We start from the raw sequence: 17,501 nt of genomic DNA on the forward strand, positions 1-17,501 counted from the left end.
GTTGTGTTCGCAAAAACGTCCTGGCGGAGTCCAACGCGAGCGAAAGTGAGCGTTGGGCACGCAACGTCTTCGACGTTGCGGAGATTTGAACAGGTGAGAGACAGTCCTGCTCACCTCGCTTCGCTCGGTTGCGCGGGCTGCGACTCTCGTGTTCAAATCTCCGAGAGTTTCTCTGCAGCACGGACTCCTCGCTTCGCTCGTCGTATTGTGCTGCAGAGAAACGTCCTGGCGGAGATTTGAACTCCGGTCCCTGGCTCCGCAAGCCAAGAGGATAGTCCACTACCCTACCAGGACTCATCTACCCGTAGCCGGGTGAGTATTAAAGCCCTTTCGAAAGCCACCCACCGGGACCGCGCCGGCCCGGATTTCCGGTCAGTTCGGTTATCGATCCCCTTCGTTTCCACTCGAGCGGCGATTCACTCGGCCGAGAGTTTATATACTGAGGGGCGGCCAGCGAGGGTATGCTGTCGGAGGTGGCGTCGGGTGCGACCGACGTCGAAATTTCCACGCGGAAACGGGGTCAAAGTACACGCGAACGCGGGTGCGCACGCCGAATGGACAACGCTTATGCGCGGCGTATGCATGCACGACTATAGAATGAGCGACATCGAGGGCGTTTACGAGGATCTCGAGGCCGACGTCTCTCTCGAGGAGTTTCGCGAGGCCGTCGAGGCGAAAGTCGAGCAGATGGGGGGACTCGCGGACGAGGAGACGGCGGCGATGCTCGTCGCTCACGAGATCGGCGAGAGTGAGGTCGGCGGCGTCGCCGACATCGAACCCGGGATGGAGGAGGCGAAGTTCGTCGCGAAGGTGATCTCGATCGGCGAGATGCGAACGTTCGAACGCGACGGCGAGGACGAGGACGGCCGCGTCGTCAACGTCGAGGTCGCCGACGAGACCGGCTCCGTTCGCGCTGCCTTCTGGGACGACCACGCCGAGGCCGCTATCGAGGAACTCGAGGAGGGCCAGGTGCTCCGGATCGCCGGCCGCCCGAAGGAGGGGTTCTCGGGCGTCGAAGTGAGCGTCGACGACGTCGAACCGGACGAGGACACCGAGATCGACGTCACGGTCTCGGACACCCACCGCGTCGAGGACCTCTCGCTCGGCCTCTCGAACGTCAACCTCGTCGGACAGGTGCTCGACACCGGCAGCGTCCGCACCTTCGACCGGGACGACGGCTCCGAAGGTCGGGTCTCGAACCTCGCGCTGGGCGACCAGACCGGCCGCGTCCGAGTGACGCTGTGGGACGAACAGGCGGACCTGGCCGAGGAGCTCGAGGTCGGTACGACCGTCGAGGTCGTCGACGGTTACGTCAAGGAACGCGACGGCGACCTCGAACTTCACGTCGGCAACCGCGGCACCGTCGAGGAGGTCGACGAGGAGGTCGAGTACGTCCCCGAGAGCACGCCGATCGAGGAGGTCGAGATCGGCCAGACGGTCGACATCGCGGGCGTCGTTCGCTCGGCGGACCCGAAGCGGACCTTCGACCGCGACGACGGCTCCGAGGGGCAGGTCCGTAACATCCGCGTGCAGGACGCCACCGACGACATCCGGGTCGCGCTGTGGGGCGAGAAGGCCGACATCGACGTCGGCCCCGGCGACGAACTCGCGCTGGGCGACGTCGAGATCCAGGACGGCTGGCAGGACGACCTCGAGGCCTCCGCTGGCTGGCAGTCGACGATCACCGTCCTCGAGTCCGACTCCGAGGGCGCTGCGGGCGAGGACGGCGACGCCGTCGAGGAGAACACCGGATTGTCGGCGTTCGCCGACGAGGACGACGGGACGGACGCGTCGGATGGAGCGGCCGACGCCGGGTCCGCCGCGGCCGATTCGACGGCGGACGCGGGTGCTGCCGATCCCGGGTCGGACGAACCGGCAGACGGCGAGGAGATCGAGTTCACCGGCGTCGTCGTGCAGGCGGGCGATCCGGTCGTGCTGGACGACGGCGAAACGACGATGAGCGTCGCGACGGAAGCCGACGTGGGTCTCGGCGAGGAGGTAACCGCCCGAGGGGTCGTCCGCGACGGCCGTCTCGAGGCCAACGACGTGTTCTGACGCCGCGAGGGACCTCCTCGAGCGCCTAGGAAAAGCGTTAAGGGTGTTAGCTTCGCCTATGATGATATGAACGTCGAACTCCCGTTCGCCCCGGTAGACACGATTATCCGCCGGAACGCGGATGGGCTCCGGGTGAGCGCCGATGCGTCGAAGGAACTCGCGACGCGGATCCAGGAACACGGGAGCGAGCTGGCCGTCGACGCGGCCGAACGGGCGACGGCGGACGGGCGCAAGACGCTGATGGCCGAGGACTTCGGCGTCGAACAGGTCGTCGACAAGGACGACCTCGAACTCCCCGTCGCACCGGTCGATCGGATCGCCCGACTCGAGATCGACGACCGGTACCGCGTCTCGATGGACGCACGGATCGCCCTGGCCGACATCCTCGAGGATTACGCCGACAACGTGGCGAGGGCGGCGGCGATTCTCGCTCGACACGCCGATCGTCGGACGATCACCGACGACGACATCGAGACGTACTTCTCGCTGTTCGAGTGAGATGCAGTTTGGCTACAGCGAGGTCTGTCTCGAACACGATCCCGGGCCTCGTCATCCGGAGGCACCGGACCGACTGCGGGCGATCCGGGAGCGGCTGAAGACGAAACACGGCGTCGAGTACGTCGAGGCCGATCCGGTCGGGATCGACGAGATCGCGAGCGTTCACGACCGCGAGTACGTCGAATCGGTCGAGGAGTTCTGTGCGGAGGGTGGCGGCAACTGGGACCCCGACACGGTCGCCGTCGAGGAGACCTGGGACGCCATCCGACAGAGCGCAGGGCTGGCGTGCTGGTCCATCCAGACCGCACTCGAGGGGGCGACGGGGCGGAAGACGCCGTTTTCGATCGGGCGACCGCCGGGTCACCACGCCGTCGAGGACGACGCCATGGGCTTTTGCTTCGCCAACAACGTCGCTGTAGCCGCACAACAGGCCCTCGAGGCCGAGACGACCGGCGTCGATCGGGTCGCGATCGTCGACTGGGACGTCCACCACGGCAACGGCACACAGGACATCTTCTACGACCGCGGTGACGTCTTCTTCGTCTCGTTACACGAACAGGGGCTGTATCCGGGAACCGGGAGCGTCGACGAGACGGGGACCGGCGAGGGTGAGGGAACGACGATGAACCTCCCGATGCCGGCCGGAACCGGTGATCCGGCGTATCTCGCGGCCGTCGAGGGACCGATCACCGCCGCGCTCACCGAGTACGATCCGGACCTGTTGATCGTCAGCGCGGGCTTCGACGCCCATCGTCACGATCCCATCTCGCGCATCCGCCTCTCGACGGAGGCCTACGCCCTGATGACGGATCGGCTGCGGTCGCTGACCGACGACATCGACGCCGCGCTGGCGTTCGTCCTCGAGGGCGGCTACGGCCTCGACGTGCTCGCCGACAGCGTCGCCATCGTCCACGAGACCTTCGACGGGCGCGAACCGATCGAACCCGACGACGAGGAGATGGAGAGTCGCTCGAGGGGGGTCCTCGAAGACGTCCTCGAGGAACACGACTTAGACGTCGACCTGTAACGTCACTCCCCGCTCACTCCCAGGGGTGGGTACCGCCCCGGCTCGGCCACAGCGGGTACCAGTACTCTTTCTCGCGTTCGATCTCGAGTTCGCCGTCCAGGGCCGCCTCGAGTTTGAACTCCGTGCTCGAGTCGCGTTCGCGGCCGTCGCGGGGTGCGAAGGGATAGTAAGCACCGCGGCGGAACGAGTAGATCCAGTAGGCGGGGCCGTCTCGGCCGTGGTAGGCGAACACCGCGGCGAGCAGCCGCGAGCCGTAACCGTGTTCGATGAACGTGTCGGCGGCGAAGTGGAGGCTGGTGATCAGGTCCTCGGGATCGCTGTCCTCGAGGACGACCCAGTGGTAGCCGTGGTCGTCCTCGGTGAGGCGGAAGTCGGTGCCCGTGTCCTGCTGGCCGGCCTCGAGGATCGCCTCCACGTCGTCGACGGCCTCCTGGAACGTGTGGGAGTCGACGCCGGAGAAACAGAGCGCGCCGACGTCGGCCGACTCGTAGCCGAGGTCGGCCTCCATCGTCAGGTAGGCGGTGCTCATCCCGAAGAGGTCGTCGGGGTCGGCGTCGCGTTTGGCGTCGGCTTCGGCGCGCAGGCCGAGGGCGGCCCGAAGTCCGTCCAGCAGTCCCATAGGCGAGTGAACGGGGGCGAGCCCTTAGAATCCACCTGTTGTGTTCGAGCACACCTCGTCGGCGACACGGGTCGCGACGACGCCCAGTCGCCACCCCCGTCAACGCCCGAAACGACGGTACGAACACGTCAGCGATCCTGACGGGCGCACCCGTTATACCCCTCGAGCACCTACAGTAGTCGAATAGCCCGCCGACCGTTGCAGTTCACCCCTGATGCACCCATGAACACAACAGCATCACCGAAAGCACCGCTTCCCGTCCCGACGACTGACCACCTCGAGGAGCGCTCGCGCCGCGCCCGCATCGAACCGATGTCGGTGCTCCCGCTGGGCGACGGCCTCTACGAGATCGAGTCCGCCAGCGACAACACTTACCTCGTCGACCTCGAGGCCGGCCGCTGTACCTGCCCCGATCACGTCTTCCGCGACGCGCGCTGCAAGCACGTTCGCCGGGTGGCGATCGAGATCACCGAGGGCCGGACCCCGCCGCCGGGCGAAATCGCCGTCCCCTGCCACGACTGCGGCGAACCGGTTTTCGTGGACGAAGACGCGCCCGAACCGATCTACTGCGAGGCGCACGCGATCGCCCCCGGCGACACCGTCCGCGACCGCGAGACGGGCGATCGCCTCACCGTCGTCGACGTCTCGGATCTGCGAGCCGACGCGGTCACCATCCGCGAGGCCGACTGTACCGTCGCCGACTACGGCACCAACGAGAACTACGACTCGGACGTGCCCGTCGTCGGCGCGGTCTACCCGCACGCCAACGTGAAACGCAACGGCGTCGTCCCCCGATCGTTGAAGGTCTACACCTTCCCGCGGACGCGACTCGAGAAAGCGCCCGCTCGTCGCAACGAACCCCCGGAGACCCCTCTCCGATCCCGGTAGGGCCGAGCGACTGTACCGACTCCGAACGGTCGACGAGCCATCGAAACCGGCCGATCTCTTGTCTCATGGTATCTTATCACGTGGTATGGGCGACGGGATCGACTACGGCGCGCTCGAGCGCGAGGTCGCCCACGAACCGCTGTTCGACGCGATCGTTCCCGACGGGGTGATCGATGTCGCGGAACTCGTGGAGGAAACCCGATCGATCCGCTCGGCGTCGGGAATTCCCGGGTGTCGGGATCGCGCAGCAACACACTTGTGTTCGCGAATGAAACGCTCGGCTATGGCAATACTTGCTGCGATCGACGAGACGGAGCGATCGAAACGGGTCGTCGACGTCGGCTACGACCTCGCGACGACGTACGACGTACCCCTCGTCGCGCTCCACGTCGTCCCGGACGCGGAGTACCTGTCGCACAAGGAGAGCGTCGAGAGCATCCCCGGCATGGGGGACTTCTCGCTGGATCAGCAGGCCGACAGCGCGAAACGGTTCGTCCGGCGGTTCGTCATGGAGACGCTCGGGGAGAATCCCTCACGGCTCGAGCCACGCGGTCGCGTCGGCGACGTCACGGACCAGATTCTGGCGGAAGCCGACGCGCTCGAGCCGGACTACCTCGTCATCGGCGGCCGTCACCGGTCGCCGGCCGGAAAGGCGGTCTTCGGAAGCGTCGCCCAGCAACTCCTGTTGAACGCCGACTGTCCCGTCGTGGCGAACATCGTCGACGAGTAGGGCCGTTACTCGAGCAGTTCGGCCGCTTCCTCGAGTTCCATCGTGCCCTGTTTGACCGCGTTCAGGACGCGCAGGATCTCCTCGTCCGGGCCGTCGTCGATGCCCTCCTCGTCCACGTCCTCGAGGGTGACCTTCTCGCTCTCGCCGACGAACTCGGGGAAGTCGATCCCCTCGGCGATGGCCGTCTCCTTCTTGACGCGGTAGTTGCCGCCGTCGGTCACGTGCAGGTCGGCGGGGTGGAAGAAGTACCAGTCCTCGCGGTCGAAGCGGACGCCGATGCGGGGCTTCGCGCCGAAGTTCTGCGCGAAGTAGGTGAGGGCTTCGACCTCTTCGCCGGTGAGGTAGATCGGGTCGCCGGCGCTCGATTTCGCCTCGATCGCGTAGAAGAGTTCGCCGTCGCCGGCGAGCACGTCGGGCAGTTCCCGGTCGGTCGCAGAGCCGCTGGCGGGCGCGCGCATCACCGCGAAGCCGGCCTCGTCGAGCGCGTTGACGAGTTCCCGTTCGCGGCGGTCGCCCTTCGCCTGAGACATACCACTCTCTCACGTGCGGCCGCTAATAAAGGGACGGACCCAGACTCGGTGAGGACTCGAGGACGGCTAACGGACGGGGAGGCGGTTCGGCCCCTCAGAACCCGATCGCGGAGAGGACGTCGACCAGTGCGCCCGTGGTCTCGGGTTCGACGCCCTCGAGGTCGTACTCCACGGCGAGATAGAGCAGGCCGAACTGGATGGCGTTGAAGACCGCGTGGGCGGCGGCCGGGACGAGGAGATTGTCGGTTTTCGCGTAGACGTAGCCGAAGACGAGCGACCCGCCGAAGACGATACTCAGCGAGACGAGGGTCGCCAGCGGACTCTCGGCGTAGAGGAGGTAGGTCGGCAGGTGGATGGTCGCGAAGATCAGGCTCGCACCGACTACGGCCTGCATCCGAGAAAACGCCGCGTACAGCCGTTTCTGGACGATGTTCCGGAAGAGGAACTCCTCGGCGGGTGCGTTGAACAGGAAGACGATCGCGAGCATCACGAGGATCATCGTCTGGTCGTTGCCGACGAAGTCGATCACCTGGCTCTCCGCCGACGGGAGTTCCAGGAGCGTGATCGTGACGTTGACGCCGAGGTAAAACAGGATGCTCAGGACGATCCCCGCGAGGACGTAGCGCCAGTCGCGCGAGGTCGGCACGCGCAGATCGACGAACGACCAGTCGCGATCGGTCGCGGCAATGTAGATTCCGCCCGCGAGGACGAACCCGAGGAAGTTCAGGACGAAAAACAGCGTTCGAAGCGGTATCGACGTCTCGCCCGGTGCGTCGAGCAGTCCGGGCTCGAGCAACAGTGCGGGGGCCGTCGTCAGCTCTGCGACCAGGATACCGAAGATGGCGAGCCCGATGGCGACGAGAAACGTCCGCACCGGACTCTCGGACGGGGACCGCGTATCGACGTCCATGGTTCGCCGTACGGACAGGATCGCCTTTTGCGTTCCTGTCGCGGAAGCCGGGCGGGCGACGGCCGCCGGTACCGGGGTCACGGATCGAAACGTTCCCTCCGACCGACGCGGGGACGGTCGGGTCGGAGTCTCAGTCGGCCGTCTCTGCGGTCTCCGTCCCGAACAGCTGGGTGAGCAGCCGCTGCTGGGCGATTCGCAGGTGACGGTTGACCGTCGGCTGCGAGACGTCGAGCATCGTGGCGACGTCCTCGCCGGTGCTCTCGCGGGGCCACTCGAAGAAGCCGGCGAAGTACGCCGTCCGCAACACCTCGAGTTGCCGGTCGGTGAGGTCGTCGAACAGCGACGAGACGAGTTCCCGACGGGTGTGCATGGCCCGTTCGACGTGACGTCGGCGTCGCAACTCGACGGTGCCGTACTCCTCGGTAACGGTGTCGACGAACTCGCGAACGTCGGTCCCGACCGGCACGTCGGCCACGACGACGGTCTCGGTGCCGTCGGCCCGAATCTGACGAGGGCTGGCCCCGTGACGAACCAGCTGGGCGGCGAGGAGGTCGCCCGTCACGTGGGCCTCGAACCGGCAAACTCCATCGTCGTCGCTGATCAGCCGGTACTCCGACACCGAGACGAGGTCCTCGAGGACGCCCTCGACGGCCTCGGGCGCTACCCCTTGCGTCTCGAAGAAGACGACCGACTGTTCGCTCGACTGGGTCCCCAGCCCCTCGTAGACGACCTCGGCGTCGGTTCGGTCGGCGATCCGCGAGAGGACGTCGCCCCCGCCGGTGACCGACAGCGTGAGTTCGATCACGGTCTCGGCCTGCAGCGCCTCCCGGGTCTTCGTCGCCGTGATCGCGTTCGCAATGGCCTCGCCGAGTTCGCCGAAGACGGTCCGCTCGAGGTCGGTGAAGGCGTCGGGCTCGGTCGCGTAGACGGTCAACACGCCGTAGGTGTACTCCTCGACGGCCAGCGGAACGCTGACGACCGACTGGAAGCCGGCATCGAGAGCCTCCCGCCGCCAGGGCTCGCTCTGGAGGTCCGCGACGACGTTTTCGACGACCGTCGCCTCGCCCGTCCGGGCGGTGCGGGACGCCGGCTCACCCGACGTCGCCGGTTCGAGCGAGACCCGATCCAGGTACGCCGCGTCGGTACCGGCCCAGGCCTGGGGTTCGAGGCGGTCGTCGTCGGCCGACCCGATCCAGGCGAACGCGACGCGGTCGTCCTCGAGCAACCGCTCGGGGACGGTGCGTTCGATCTCCGCGCGGCTGGTCGCGCCGACCAGCGACTGGTTGATTCGCCTGATCGTCTCGTTGACGGCGATCTGTCGACGGAGACGACGGTTCTGCGACTCGAGTTCGGCGTCGCGTTCCCGGAGGCTGGCCTCGCTCTCGAGGCGATCGAACGCGGCTTCGGCCGTCGCCACGAGGGTCTCGATCAGCCGTCGGGCGTCGCCGTCGATGGGTTCGGATTCGGCGGCCACAGTGACGACGCCGTGGTCGCCGACAGGCGCGACGACGGCCCGCTCGACCTTCGGGCCGAACACCTGCGAGCGATCGAACGCCGTCGGATCGTCGACGACCGTCTGCGCGCCGGCCACGAACGCGTTCCAGAGGACGGAGTCGCCGGCACCGGCCGCCACCGCCGGCGTCCCGCTCGAGAGCGCCTCGAAGCCGTCGGTGTGGGCGATCGGCTCGAGCCGGTTGTGTTCGTCCTCGAGCTGATAGAGCGCGACCCCCGAGGCCTCGAGGACGTCGTCGGCGGCCTCGACGACCACGTCAGCGACCTCCGCGGCGCTCTCCGTAGCGAGCAACCCGCGGGCGGCCTCGTGCAGCGACTCGAGGGCCAGTTCCCGCTCCTTCTGCGGAGTGATGTCCTGGAGTGCGCCCTGGTACTTGACGAGTTCGCCGTCCTCGTACACCGGCGCGCCGAAGCCGCGAACCCACCGCGTCTCGTCCGGCGACGGCTGCAGTCGCGCCTCGAGTTCGTAGTTCGTCTCTCCGGCGATGGCGTCCGCGAGCGTGCGTCGCACCTTCGGTCTGTCGTCGGGGTGGTACCGTTCGATCGCCGCCTCGAGGTCCGGCTCCATCTCCGGCGAGAAGCCGTGCAGCCGGTACTGCTCTTTCGTCCAGGTCGGGGTGGGCGGATCCGTCCGCAGGTCGAGTTCCCAGCCGCCGATGCTCGCGAGGTCCTCGACGCGCTCGAGCAACGCCCGGGTCTGCTGGAGTTCGCGCTCGCGCTCTTTCTGTTCGGTGACGTCCTTGACCGTCCCGCGATATTTGACGAGGTCGCCGTCCTCGAAGATGGGCTCGCTGCGGGCCCGTACCCATCGGACGTCGCCCTCGTCGGACTGGATCCTCGCCTCGTACTCGTAGCCTCGCTGTTCGTCGATCGCCGTGCGGATCTGCTCGCGGACGAACGCGCGATCTTCGGGATGGTAACAGTCGATCGTCGTCTCGAGGTCGGGATCGACGTCCGGCGAGAGGTAGTGGAGCCGGTAGAGTTCGTCCGTCCAGTCCGCTAGCCGGGGCTCCGTGCGCGTGTCGAGTTCCCAGCCGCCGACCCCGGCCATCCGCTGGACGCGTTTGAGCAGGTCCGTCGTTCGCTCGAGGTCCCGTTCCCGGCGTTTCAGGTCGGTGACGTCGTGGACCGCCCCCTGATACTTGATCAGCTCGGCGTCGTTCGGTGCCGGGGTGCCGACGACGCGACGCCCGTCGTCAGTCTCGAAGATCGGCTCGCTGAACGCCCGGACCCACCTGGTCTCTCCCGGTCGCGGTTGCATCCGCGCTTCCAGTTCGTAGCCAGTTCCGTTCTCGAGCGACTCCTGGATCGTCTCACGGACGAACGCGCGGTCGTCGGGGTGGTAACAGTCGACGATGGTATCGAGGTCCGGCTCGACCTCCGTCGGGAGCCCGTGCATGCGGTAGAGTTCGTCCGTCCACTCCGCCGTCGGTGGATCGGTCCGCACGTCGAGCTCCCAGCCGCCGATCCGCGCCATCTCCTGGACCCGTTCGAGCAGGTTTCGGGTTCGCTCGAGTTCACGTTCGCGCTCTTTGCGATCGGTGATGTCGCGGACGACGCCCGCCGTGCCGGCGAACTCGCCGTCGTCCGATGGAAGCAAGGCGACGTGGATCTCGGCGTCGATGCGGTCACCGTCGGCAGTCTCGAGCGTGGCTTCGACGGTGCCGTAGGGATCCCCCTCTCGACGCAGTTCGCGGACGAGTTCCTGCGAACGTTCGAAATCCGCCGGTGGTAGCACCTCCGAGACGTTCGTCCCGATGACCTCCGCTGGTTCGTAGCCCAGAAGCGACTCGACGGCGTCGTTGACGAACCGAAACTCCCCGGACGGATCGAGCGTGTAGACCGGGTCGCCGATCGCCTGGATGATCGTCTCGTAGCGCTCGAGTTCGCGTTCGCGACGCTTGCGGTCGGTGATGTCCTGAAACGACCCCTGGAGTTTGACGACTTCGCCGTCCTCCCGGACGGGTTCGCCGATCGTCCGCACCCACCGTCGTTCGCCGTCGGCCGTCCGAATGCGGAGTTCGTGATCGTACGGTTCGCCGCCCTCGATCGCCCGTTCGACCGCGCGCTCGACGATCGGCCGGTCCTCGGGGTGGTAGAACTCGAGTGCGCGGTCGAGGTCGAGGTCGGCGGACGACTCGAGCCCGTGGATCCGGGCGACTTCCTCGGTCCAGGTGACGTCGTACGGCGCTTCCCGAACGTCCAGTTCCCAGGCCCCCACGCTGGCCAGTTGCTGGGACTGCTCGAGCATCCGCGTCGTCCGTTCGAGTTCCCGCTCGTACCGTTTCCGGTCGGAGATGTCCCGTCCGATGCCCACCTCGACCGGGTTGCCCTCGGGATCTTCGACCCGGGAGGCGACGAACTCGTAGGGGATCCGCTCGCCGTCTTTCGTCCGATACGGGGCCTCGACGCGCGTATCGCCCGTCTCGAACGTCTCCTCGATCGAGTCGCGGATGATCTCACGGCCCTCCTCGCCGAAGAACTCGAGGGCGTCCATCTCGGTGACCTCGTCGTCGGTGTACCCCGTTACTTCGGTGACCGTCTCGTTCCACCGCAGCAGGCCCCCGTCGGCGTCGAGCACGTAGAACACGTCGTCGATGGCGTCGAGCATCTCGTCGGTGAACTCCCTGTAGCGCTCGAGTTCCCGCTCCTTTGCCACCCGGTCGGAGACGTCGCGGCCGACGCCGGCGACGACCGGATTCCCGTCCGGATCCTCGAGCCGTGAGGCGACGAACTCGTAAGGGACGCGCTCGCCGTCGTGCCGACGTACCGAGACCTCGACGCGGGAGCTACCGGTCTCGAAGGCGCGGTCGATCGCCGCCGTGATCTCGTCCCTGTCGTCGTCGACGAAGAACTCGACCGGGTCCATCTCTGCGATCTCCTCGTGGGAGTAGCCCGACGCGGCCGCGACGGTTTCGTTCCACCGTATCAGATCGCCGTCGGCGTCGATGACGTAGAACGCGTCGTCGATGGCGTCGAGCATGCCGTCGGTGAACTCCTTGTACTCCTGGAGGCGTCGTTCGCGCTCGCGTAACGCCCGTTCGGCCTCTTTTCGTTCGGTGATCTCTTCGAGCGCGCCCATCATCCCGACGACCTCCCCGTCAGGGCCGTGGATCGGTGCTTTCGAGAGGCTGACCTCGATCAGCGACCCGTCTTTCGTCTGCCGCTGGAGTTCGACGCCGGTGACGGTCTCGCCGGCCCGCAGTCGATCGAGGTAGCGTTCGTACTCGTCCTCGTTCCCCTCTGGAATCGTCGGCAACGGTTCGCCGAGCACCTCCTCCTCGCTCCACCCGAAGATACGTTCGGCACCGGGATTCCACAGTTGCACCCGGTCCTCGAGGTCGACCGCGATCAGGGCCGCCGGCGACGCCTGGATGACCGCGTCGAGCCACTCGTTGGTCTCCTCGAGTTCGCGTTCGTGCTCCTTCCGGTCGGTGACGTCCTCCTGGAACCCGACGTAGTTCGTCACCTCGCCGTCGTCGTCCCCGATCGGCGCGACGCTGACCCGGTTCCAGAACTCGGTGCCGTCGGCGCGGTAGTTGCGCAACTCGACGGTCGTCGGCTCCTCGGTTTCGATCGCCTCGCGCAGTTCCTCGACCCGGTCGGGGTCGGTCGCCTCACCCTGCAGGAACCGACAGTTTCGCCCCCGACACTCCGACTCCGCGTAGCCCGTGATCTCCTCGAACGACGCGTTGGCGTAGACGATCGGGTTGTCCGGCCGGTCCGGGTCGGTGATCGTCACTCCGACCGGTGCCTCCTCGAGCGCACGGTCCTTGAGTCGGAGGCGTCGTTCGTACTCCCGGCGGTCGTAGACGTGGCTCACCCACCGGGTCACGAGGTCGACGAACGTCCGTTCGGGACCGGAGAACGCCGACCGCGGCTCGCGGTCGACGAAACAGACCGTCCCGTACAGCTCGCCGTCGACCTCGATCCGGCCGCCCACGTAACAGCCGATCCCCGCGTCCTCGTAGCCCGGGTGGTCCGCGTAGCCCTGTTCGGGGGCGTTGTACAGCGTCAGGATGTCCTCGGCGTCGATCGCGTCCCGACAGTACGTCCGCTCGAGGTCGGTCTCCAGCCCCTCCTCGACGAGGTCACCGACGGCGCGTTCGACCTCGTAGTCGCCGCGCTCCTCGTCGATCCGGGCGACGAACCCGCTCTCGACGCCGAGACGCTCGCAGCCCAGCTCGAGCAGCCGCCTGATCTTCGCCTCGCTGCTCGCGTCGGTGTCGGACGTGATCTCGTGGACGGCACGCCGGTACCGTTCGCTCTCGGCCAGCTGTCGCGTGCGGTCGACCATCGTCGACGTCAACTCGTCGACCGCCGCGGCCAGGTCGCCCACCTCGTCGGATCGATCCACGTCGACGTCCCAGTCGTCGATCCCGTCGGGGTTCGTGGCGTCGACGTCGCCGAACCGCTCGACGACGGTCTCGACGTCGTCGGTGAGTCGCTGGAGGGCGCTGCGGTCGTCGTCGCTGCTGACCGCGAGGCCCACGAACAGGGGGGCGATCGGAAACCCCTCGCCGGGGAGTCCTGCCCGTATCGCGACCAGCACGACCAGTACGGCGACGGCCGCGAGCAGCCACCCGCGACCGGAGTGCCCGGATCGGGTGGCGGCCGGACGGTCCCGTCGCGACCGGGATCGACGCGGACTGTAACGCATATTCCGTATACGTCCCTCGCCGGAATAATTCGTTTGGGAAACGGAGGGAAGAAAACCCGTCAAATTCAGCGACTATTGGGCGTAATTCGAACGATACGGTTCCGTCGGGTCGTTCGCGGGGAGAGCGGCCCCGTCGTGGCCGGGGGCTATACACGTAGCGTCCAATCCATCTCGGGTAAACGCATATAGCGGACAGGGGGATACCCGCGGTCGGCGTTTACTCATTCGATGTCAGGAACTACGCTGGACTACCACCGCGACTCTCCCAGTCTCCGCGTCGTCGACGCGATCGCTACCACGACCGACACCGATCCGCTCGAACTCGAGCCGCTGTACAACGTCGTCGACCCCGAGGCGCTCGACCGACTCTTCCGGGCCGACGCGGACGTGACCGCGAGCGTCCGCTTCGAGTACGACGGCCACACGGTCGAGGTCCGCAGCGACGATACCGTCGTGGTCGATGGAGTCGTCCATGACGGTGCGTAAGCGGACGGCGACGCCTCCGGTCGTCGCGATACTCCGCTCGACCGTCCGGTCTCCCCGCCTCACCCACCGATGACCGTTCCATCGATCGACGGAGCCGTGCCCAAACCCAAGACGGGCCAGTCGACGCTCACCGTCCTCGTGGTCGCCGACGAGGACCGGACGGCCCTCGAGTCGGCGCTGGCCGACGCCGATTCGCTGTCGACTCGCTCGAGCGACCGCCTCCTCGCGGAGGGACGCGACTTCGCGGACGTCGACTGTCTGGTCTGCCGACTCCCGATCGCCGATCACGACGCCCGTGCGGTCGTCGAACGCGTTCGCTCGCGGCGTGTGGGACTGCCGATCGTCCTCGTCCCGTCGACCGACGACGCCGCGGCGGTTCGCGCCGAGGTGTCCTCGTTCCGCTGGGTCGACGTCGTCGCCTCGCCCGACGACGGGCAACTCCAGCGGCGGGTCACCAGACTCGTCGAACGGCGGCGGCTCTCGGCGCTCTCGAAGCGATCGCTGGCCGGGATCGAACTCGCCGGCGACGCCATCGGCATCGTCGACCCCGCGGACCGACTCGAGTTCGCCAACCGGTCGTTCGCGGTGCTGTTCGGCACCGATCGCGAGACGCTGGTCGGCCGCCCCTGGCAGGACCTGTTCGTCCCCGAGACGGTCGACCGCCTCGAGGCGGCGGCGATCCCGACCGTCGCCGACGGCTGGCGGTGGTCCGGTACCTGTACCGCCCGCCGCCACGACGGCGATACCTTCACCGCCCGCGTCGCACTCGACGGCCTCGAGGACGGCAGTCTCGTCTTCGTCGTCGACGAACCCTAGAACAACGCGCCCGACCACTGGAGAATTGCGGCGAGGCCGCCCAGCGCGGCCACGCCGGCGACGGCGCGGACCACCCACGGCTGCCAGCGTTCCCGACGCGACCGGAGCCGAACCGTCGGACTTCGTTTGACCTGTTTTAACCCGTCCTCGGATCGATACGTGAACACGACCCGGAGCGGATACGTCCCGGCGGGCGCGTCCGGCCGGGTGTTGAGTTCGAGCAGGTAGGCCGGCCCGTCCTGCCAACTGCCCTCGAGCGGGCGGCGCTCGAGGCCGGATTCGTCGCTGCCGGGCGTCGCGCGGAACACCGACGACTCGACGTCTCCCACGTCGTCGGACGAGGCCGTCGCGTTGCGCCGAACCAGGCCGGGGTCCTCGAGGTCCAGCGGCGACTCGTCGTCGTAGAAGACGCTGAGGTCCGTCTCCTCGAGGTCCCCGACGCCGGCGACGAAGATTCCGAGTTCGATCCGGTCGCCGGGATCGACCCGCGACCGCGAGAGGAACGCGTGAAACTCGATCCCGTCGATCGGTTCCGTTCCCGAGACGTTGATCCCGACCTCGAGCGGCCCGTCGTCGAGTCGGGAGTGCTCGAGCAACGGGCCGACCGGGACGCCGCTCTCGACCGGCGTGCCGTCCTCGAGTAGGTCGCCGTCTGCGGTCGATTCCTCCGCCGGTGTCCCCCCGCTCATTGGGTAGGACTCACGGTCGGCGTAGTTCAGCGTGTCGGCCGATTCGGGCCGCGGACGCGTCTCGCGGCTGGCCCGCACGGGTCGCCGGCCCGAACCGATCACTCGTCCGGCTCCACGGCCACGTGCGGTTCGTGGCGGTCCGACTCGATCGTTCCGGCCACCAGTTCGCCGTACTCCTTCGCGGAGAGGACGCCGTCGTTGTACTGGTAGGCCCACGCGGCGTCGACCTCCGCGGCACCGTAGGACGACGGTGCCGCGTCCAGGATCGTGATCCCGAGGGCCACCGCCTCGTAGCCGGAGTCGAGCAACGCCGCGAACGCGCCGGCGATCGGCCCGACGTCGTGGACGTTCCCTTCCTCGTAGACGTTCGTGTTGACGTACTCGATCGTCAGCACGTCCCGCTCGTACTCGACCGACTCGACCTCGAGCGAGTAGTCCTCGATGGCCGCCGCGAACTCCGCCTCGTCGGTGATCGTCCGACTCGCCAGTTCCTCGATGCCCGCCTCGAGCACGTCCGTCCGCTCCTGCACGGGGAGTTCCGGAGTCAGGTCGGCGATGGGCCACTCCAGGTTGGGCGGCAGTTCCTCGCCGACGTCCCGGGTACAGCCGCTCAACAGCGCGAGACCCCCGAGAGCGCTCCAGCGAAGCATCCGGCGGCGTGACGGCGTCCGTCGAGACCCGTCGTCGGACTGCGGGGACATACGACGGGCTAGCGCCGCGGCCGGCATAGGGGTTGATTTTGCAGACGCTTGCATCGCACTCAAGGCCGGCGTCGGCGCTAGCTTCGACCCCATCGATGGCGCTCGAGTTGTACGACGTCCTGTTGGTCCTGTTCGGAATCGTTCTCTTCGCCGTGGCCGTCTTGCCCCGGTTCGTCGCGGATCGGGCGATCTCGCTCCCGATGTTCTTCGTGAGCGTCGGCATCCTGGCGTTTGGCCTGCCGATCGGCCTCCCTACGCTGGATCCGCTCGAACAGGGCCACCTGACCGAACGGCTCGCGGAGATCGGCGTCATCGTCGCGCTGATGGGCGTCGGATTGAAACTCGATCGCGTTCCCGGGCTGCGAGCCTGGGCGTCGACCTGGCGGCTGCTCGCGATCACGATGCCGCTGTCGATCGCCGGGGCGGCCCTGCTGGGCTGGGCGTACGTGGGGCTGTTCGTCCCGACAGCGGTGCTGCTGGGGGCCTGTATCGCGCCGACCGATCCGGTGCTGGCCTCGGAGGTGCAGGTGAAAGATCCCGGCGAGGGCATCGAAGCCGAAGACGACCCCGAGAGCGACGGCTGGGCGAACGAGGTCCGGTTCGCGCTCTCCTCGGAGGCGGGGCTCAACGACGGCCTCGCGTTTCCGTTTACGAACCTCGCGATCGCCATCGCGCTCGTCGGCGTCGCGCCCGGCAACTGGATCGGCGAGTGGCTCCTGATCGACGTCGGCTACCGGATCGCCGTCGGTACGCTTTTCGGACTCGTCCTCGGGCGGGTGACGGCCTGGGCTGTCTTCCTGACGAACCCTGGGACCCAGATCGCCCGCTCCGTCCAGGGACTCGAGGCGATCGCTGGCACGCTGTTCGTCTACGGCCTCACCGAACTCGCGGGCGGCTACGGCTTCATCGCGGTCTTCGTCGCCGCGGTCGCGATCCGGGATTACGAACGCTCCCACGACTACAACGAGTCGCTCCACGAGATCAGCGAACTGGCCGAGCAGACGATGATGGCGGTCATCATGGTCTTTTTCGGCGGCGCGATCGCGGGCGGCCTGCTCTCGGCGTTGACTCTCGAGGCGCTGGTCGCCGCGGTGGCCATCGTCTTCGTCGTCCGCCCCGCCGCCGGCATCGCCGGCCTGCTCGGATTCGACAGGGAGTGGAGCGATCGGGGAGCGATCGCCTTCTTCGGCATCCGGGGCATCGGCTCCTTTTACTACCTCGCCCACGGGCTGAACGAGGGCGCGTTCGCGGAGGCCGACCTGCTGTGGGCGATCGTCGGCGCGGTGGTCGTCATCTCGATCGTCGTCCACGGGGTGACGGCCACGCCCGTCATCGACCGCGTCTCGGGCTGAGGCGCGGCTCGAGCGCCCGTCGCCGCCC

14 protein-coding genes and 1 tRNA gene are annotated in these 17,501 nt (G+C 67.5%); 8 read left to right on the plus strand and 7 right to left on the minus strand.

Going from position 1 to position 17,501, the window contains the following annotated elements:
- Window positions 1-221: 221 nt before the first annotated feature.
- Window positions 222-294: transfer RNA gene (locus TX79_RS18050), tRNA-Arg, on the minus strand.
- Window positions 295-597: 303 nt separating this feature from the next.
- On the opposite strand from TX79_RS18050, the gene TX79_RS18055 reads away from it, so the two are divergent.
- The 3 genes from TX79_RS18055 to TX79_RS18065 all read left to right on the plus strand — a co-directional run bounded on the left by TX79_RS18055 (window position 598) and on the right by TX79_RS18065 (window position 3,580).
- Window positions 598-2,055, plus strand: a complete 1,458-nt coding sequence (locus tag TX79_RS18055) for a single-stranded DNA binding protein (RefSeq protein WP_049929041.1) — start codon at window positions 598-600, stop codon at window positions 2,053-2,055.
- A gap of 66 nt (window positions 2,056-2,121) precedes the next feature.
- Window positions 2,122-2,553, plus strand: coding sequence for a histone (locus TX79_RS18060; RefSeq protein WP_049929042.1), 432 nt, complete (start codon window positions 2,122-2,124; stop codon window positions 2,551-2,553).
- A gap of 1 nt (window position 2,554) precedes the next feature.
- Window positions 2,555-3,580 (plus strand): histone deacetylase family protein, encoded by a 1,026-nt coding sequence (locus TX79_RS18065; protein WP_049929043.1) that lies wholly within the window; start codon window positions 2,555-2,557, stop codon window positions 3,578-3,580.
- A gap of 13 nt (window positions 3,581-3,593) precedes the next feature.
- Here TX79_RS18065 and pspAB read toward each other — a convergent pair whose 3' ends face one another.
- On the minus strand, window positions 3,594-4,199 hold the full coding sequence (gene pspAB / locus TX79_RS18070) for a PspA-associated protein PspAB (RefSeq protein WP_049929044.1): 606 nt from the start codon (window positions 4,197-4,199) through the stop codon (window positions 3,594-3,596).
- 222 nt (window positions 4,200-4,421) lie between these two features.
- On the opposite strand from pspAB, the gene TX79_RS18075 reads away from it, so the two are divergent.
- Window positions 4,422-5,087, plus strand: a complete 666-nt coding sequence (locus TX79_RS18075; protein WP_081655644.1) for a hypothetical protein — start codon at window positions 4,422-4,424, stop codon at window positions 5,085-5,087.
- Window positions 5,088-5,172: 85 nt separating this feature from the next.
- Window positions 5,173-5,817, plus strand: coding sequence for a universal stress protein (locus tag TX79_RS18080; RefSeq protein WP_230198616.1), 645 nt, complete (start codon window positions 5,173-5,175; stop codon window positions 5,815-5,817).
- A gap of 5 nt (window positions 5,818-5,822) precedes the next feature.
- Here the strand turns inward: TX79_RS18080 and hjc are convergent, their stop codons facing one another.
- The 3 genes from hjc to TX79_RS18095 form a co-directional block, all read right to left on the minus strand.
- Complete coding sequence (hjc, locus tag TX79_RS18085; RefSeq protein WP_049929047.1) at window positions 5,823-6,347, minus strand: Holliday junction resolvase Hjc; 525 nt, start codon at window positions 6,345-6,347, stop codon at window positions 5,823-5,825.
- Window positions 6,348-6,441: 94 nt separating this feature from the next.
- Window positions 6,442-7,257: a CPBP family intramembrane glutamic endopeptidase gene (locus tag TX79_RS18090; protein WP_049929048.1), complete on the minus strand. Its 816-nt coding sequence runs from the start codon at window positions 7,255-7,257 to the stop codon at window positions 6,442-6,444.
- Between the two features lie 130 nt (window positions 7,258-7,387).
- On the minus strand, window positions 7,388-13,429 hold the full coding sequence (locus TX79_RS18095; RefSeq protein ID WP_049929049.1) for a PAS domain S-box protein: 6,042 nt from the start codon (window positions 13,427-13,429) through the stop codon (window positions 7,388-7,390).
- A 228-nt stretch (window positions 13,430-13,657) separates the two neighbouring features.
- On the opposite strand from TX79_RS18095, the gene TX79_RS18100 reads away from it, so the two are divergent.
- Both TX79_RS18100 and TX79_RS18105 read left to right on the plus strand, forming a co-directional pair.
- On the plus strand, window positions 13,658-13,915 hold the full coding sequence (locus TX79_RS18100; RefSeq protein WP_049929050.1) for a HalOD1 output domain-containing protein: 258 nt from the start codon (window positions 13,658-13,660) through the stop codon (window positions 13,913-13,915).
- 69 nt (window positions 13,916-13,984) lie between these two features.
- Window positions 13,985-14,731, plus strand: coding sequence for a PAS domain-containing protein (locus TX79_RS18105; RefSeq protein ID WP_049929051.1), 747 nt, complete (start codon window positions 13,985-13,987; stop codon window positions 14,729-14,731).
- On the opposite strand, the gene TX79_RS18110 is transcribed toward TX79_RS18105, so the two are convergent.
- Entirely contained in the window at window positions 14,728-15,420 is a 693-nt protein-coding gene (locus TX79_RS18110) for a hypothetical protein (protein ID WP_154660590.1), read from the minus strand. The two genes, TX79_RS18105 and TX79_RS18110, sit on opposite strands and share 4 nt — an antisense overlap.
- Window positions 15,421-15,518: 98 nt before the next feature.
- Window positions 15,519-16,121: a hypothetical protein gene (locus TX79_RS18115; RefSeq protein ID WP_049929054.1), complete on the minus strand. Its 603-nt coding sequence runs from the start codon at window positions 16,119-16,121 to the stop codon at window positions 15,519-15,521.
- A gap of 95 nt (window positions 16,122-16,216) precedes the next feature.
- Here TX79_RS18115 and TX79_RS18120 point away from each other — a divergent pair, with 95 nt between their 5' ends.
- On the plus strand, window positions 16,217-17,473 hold the full coding sequence (locus TX79_RS18120; protein WP_049929055.1) for a cation:proton antiporter: 1,257 nt from the start codon (window positions 16,217-16,219) through the stop codon (window positions 17,471-17,473).
- Window positions 17,474-17,501: the final 28 nt, after the last annotated feature.

Origin of the sequence: Halopiger goleimassiliensis, assembly GCF_000455345.1 — an archaeon.
GTDB classification, from domain to species: Archaea; Halobacteriota; Halobacteria; order Halobacteriales; family Natrialbaceae; genus Halopiger_A; species Halopiger_A goleimassiliensis.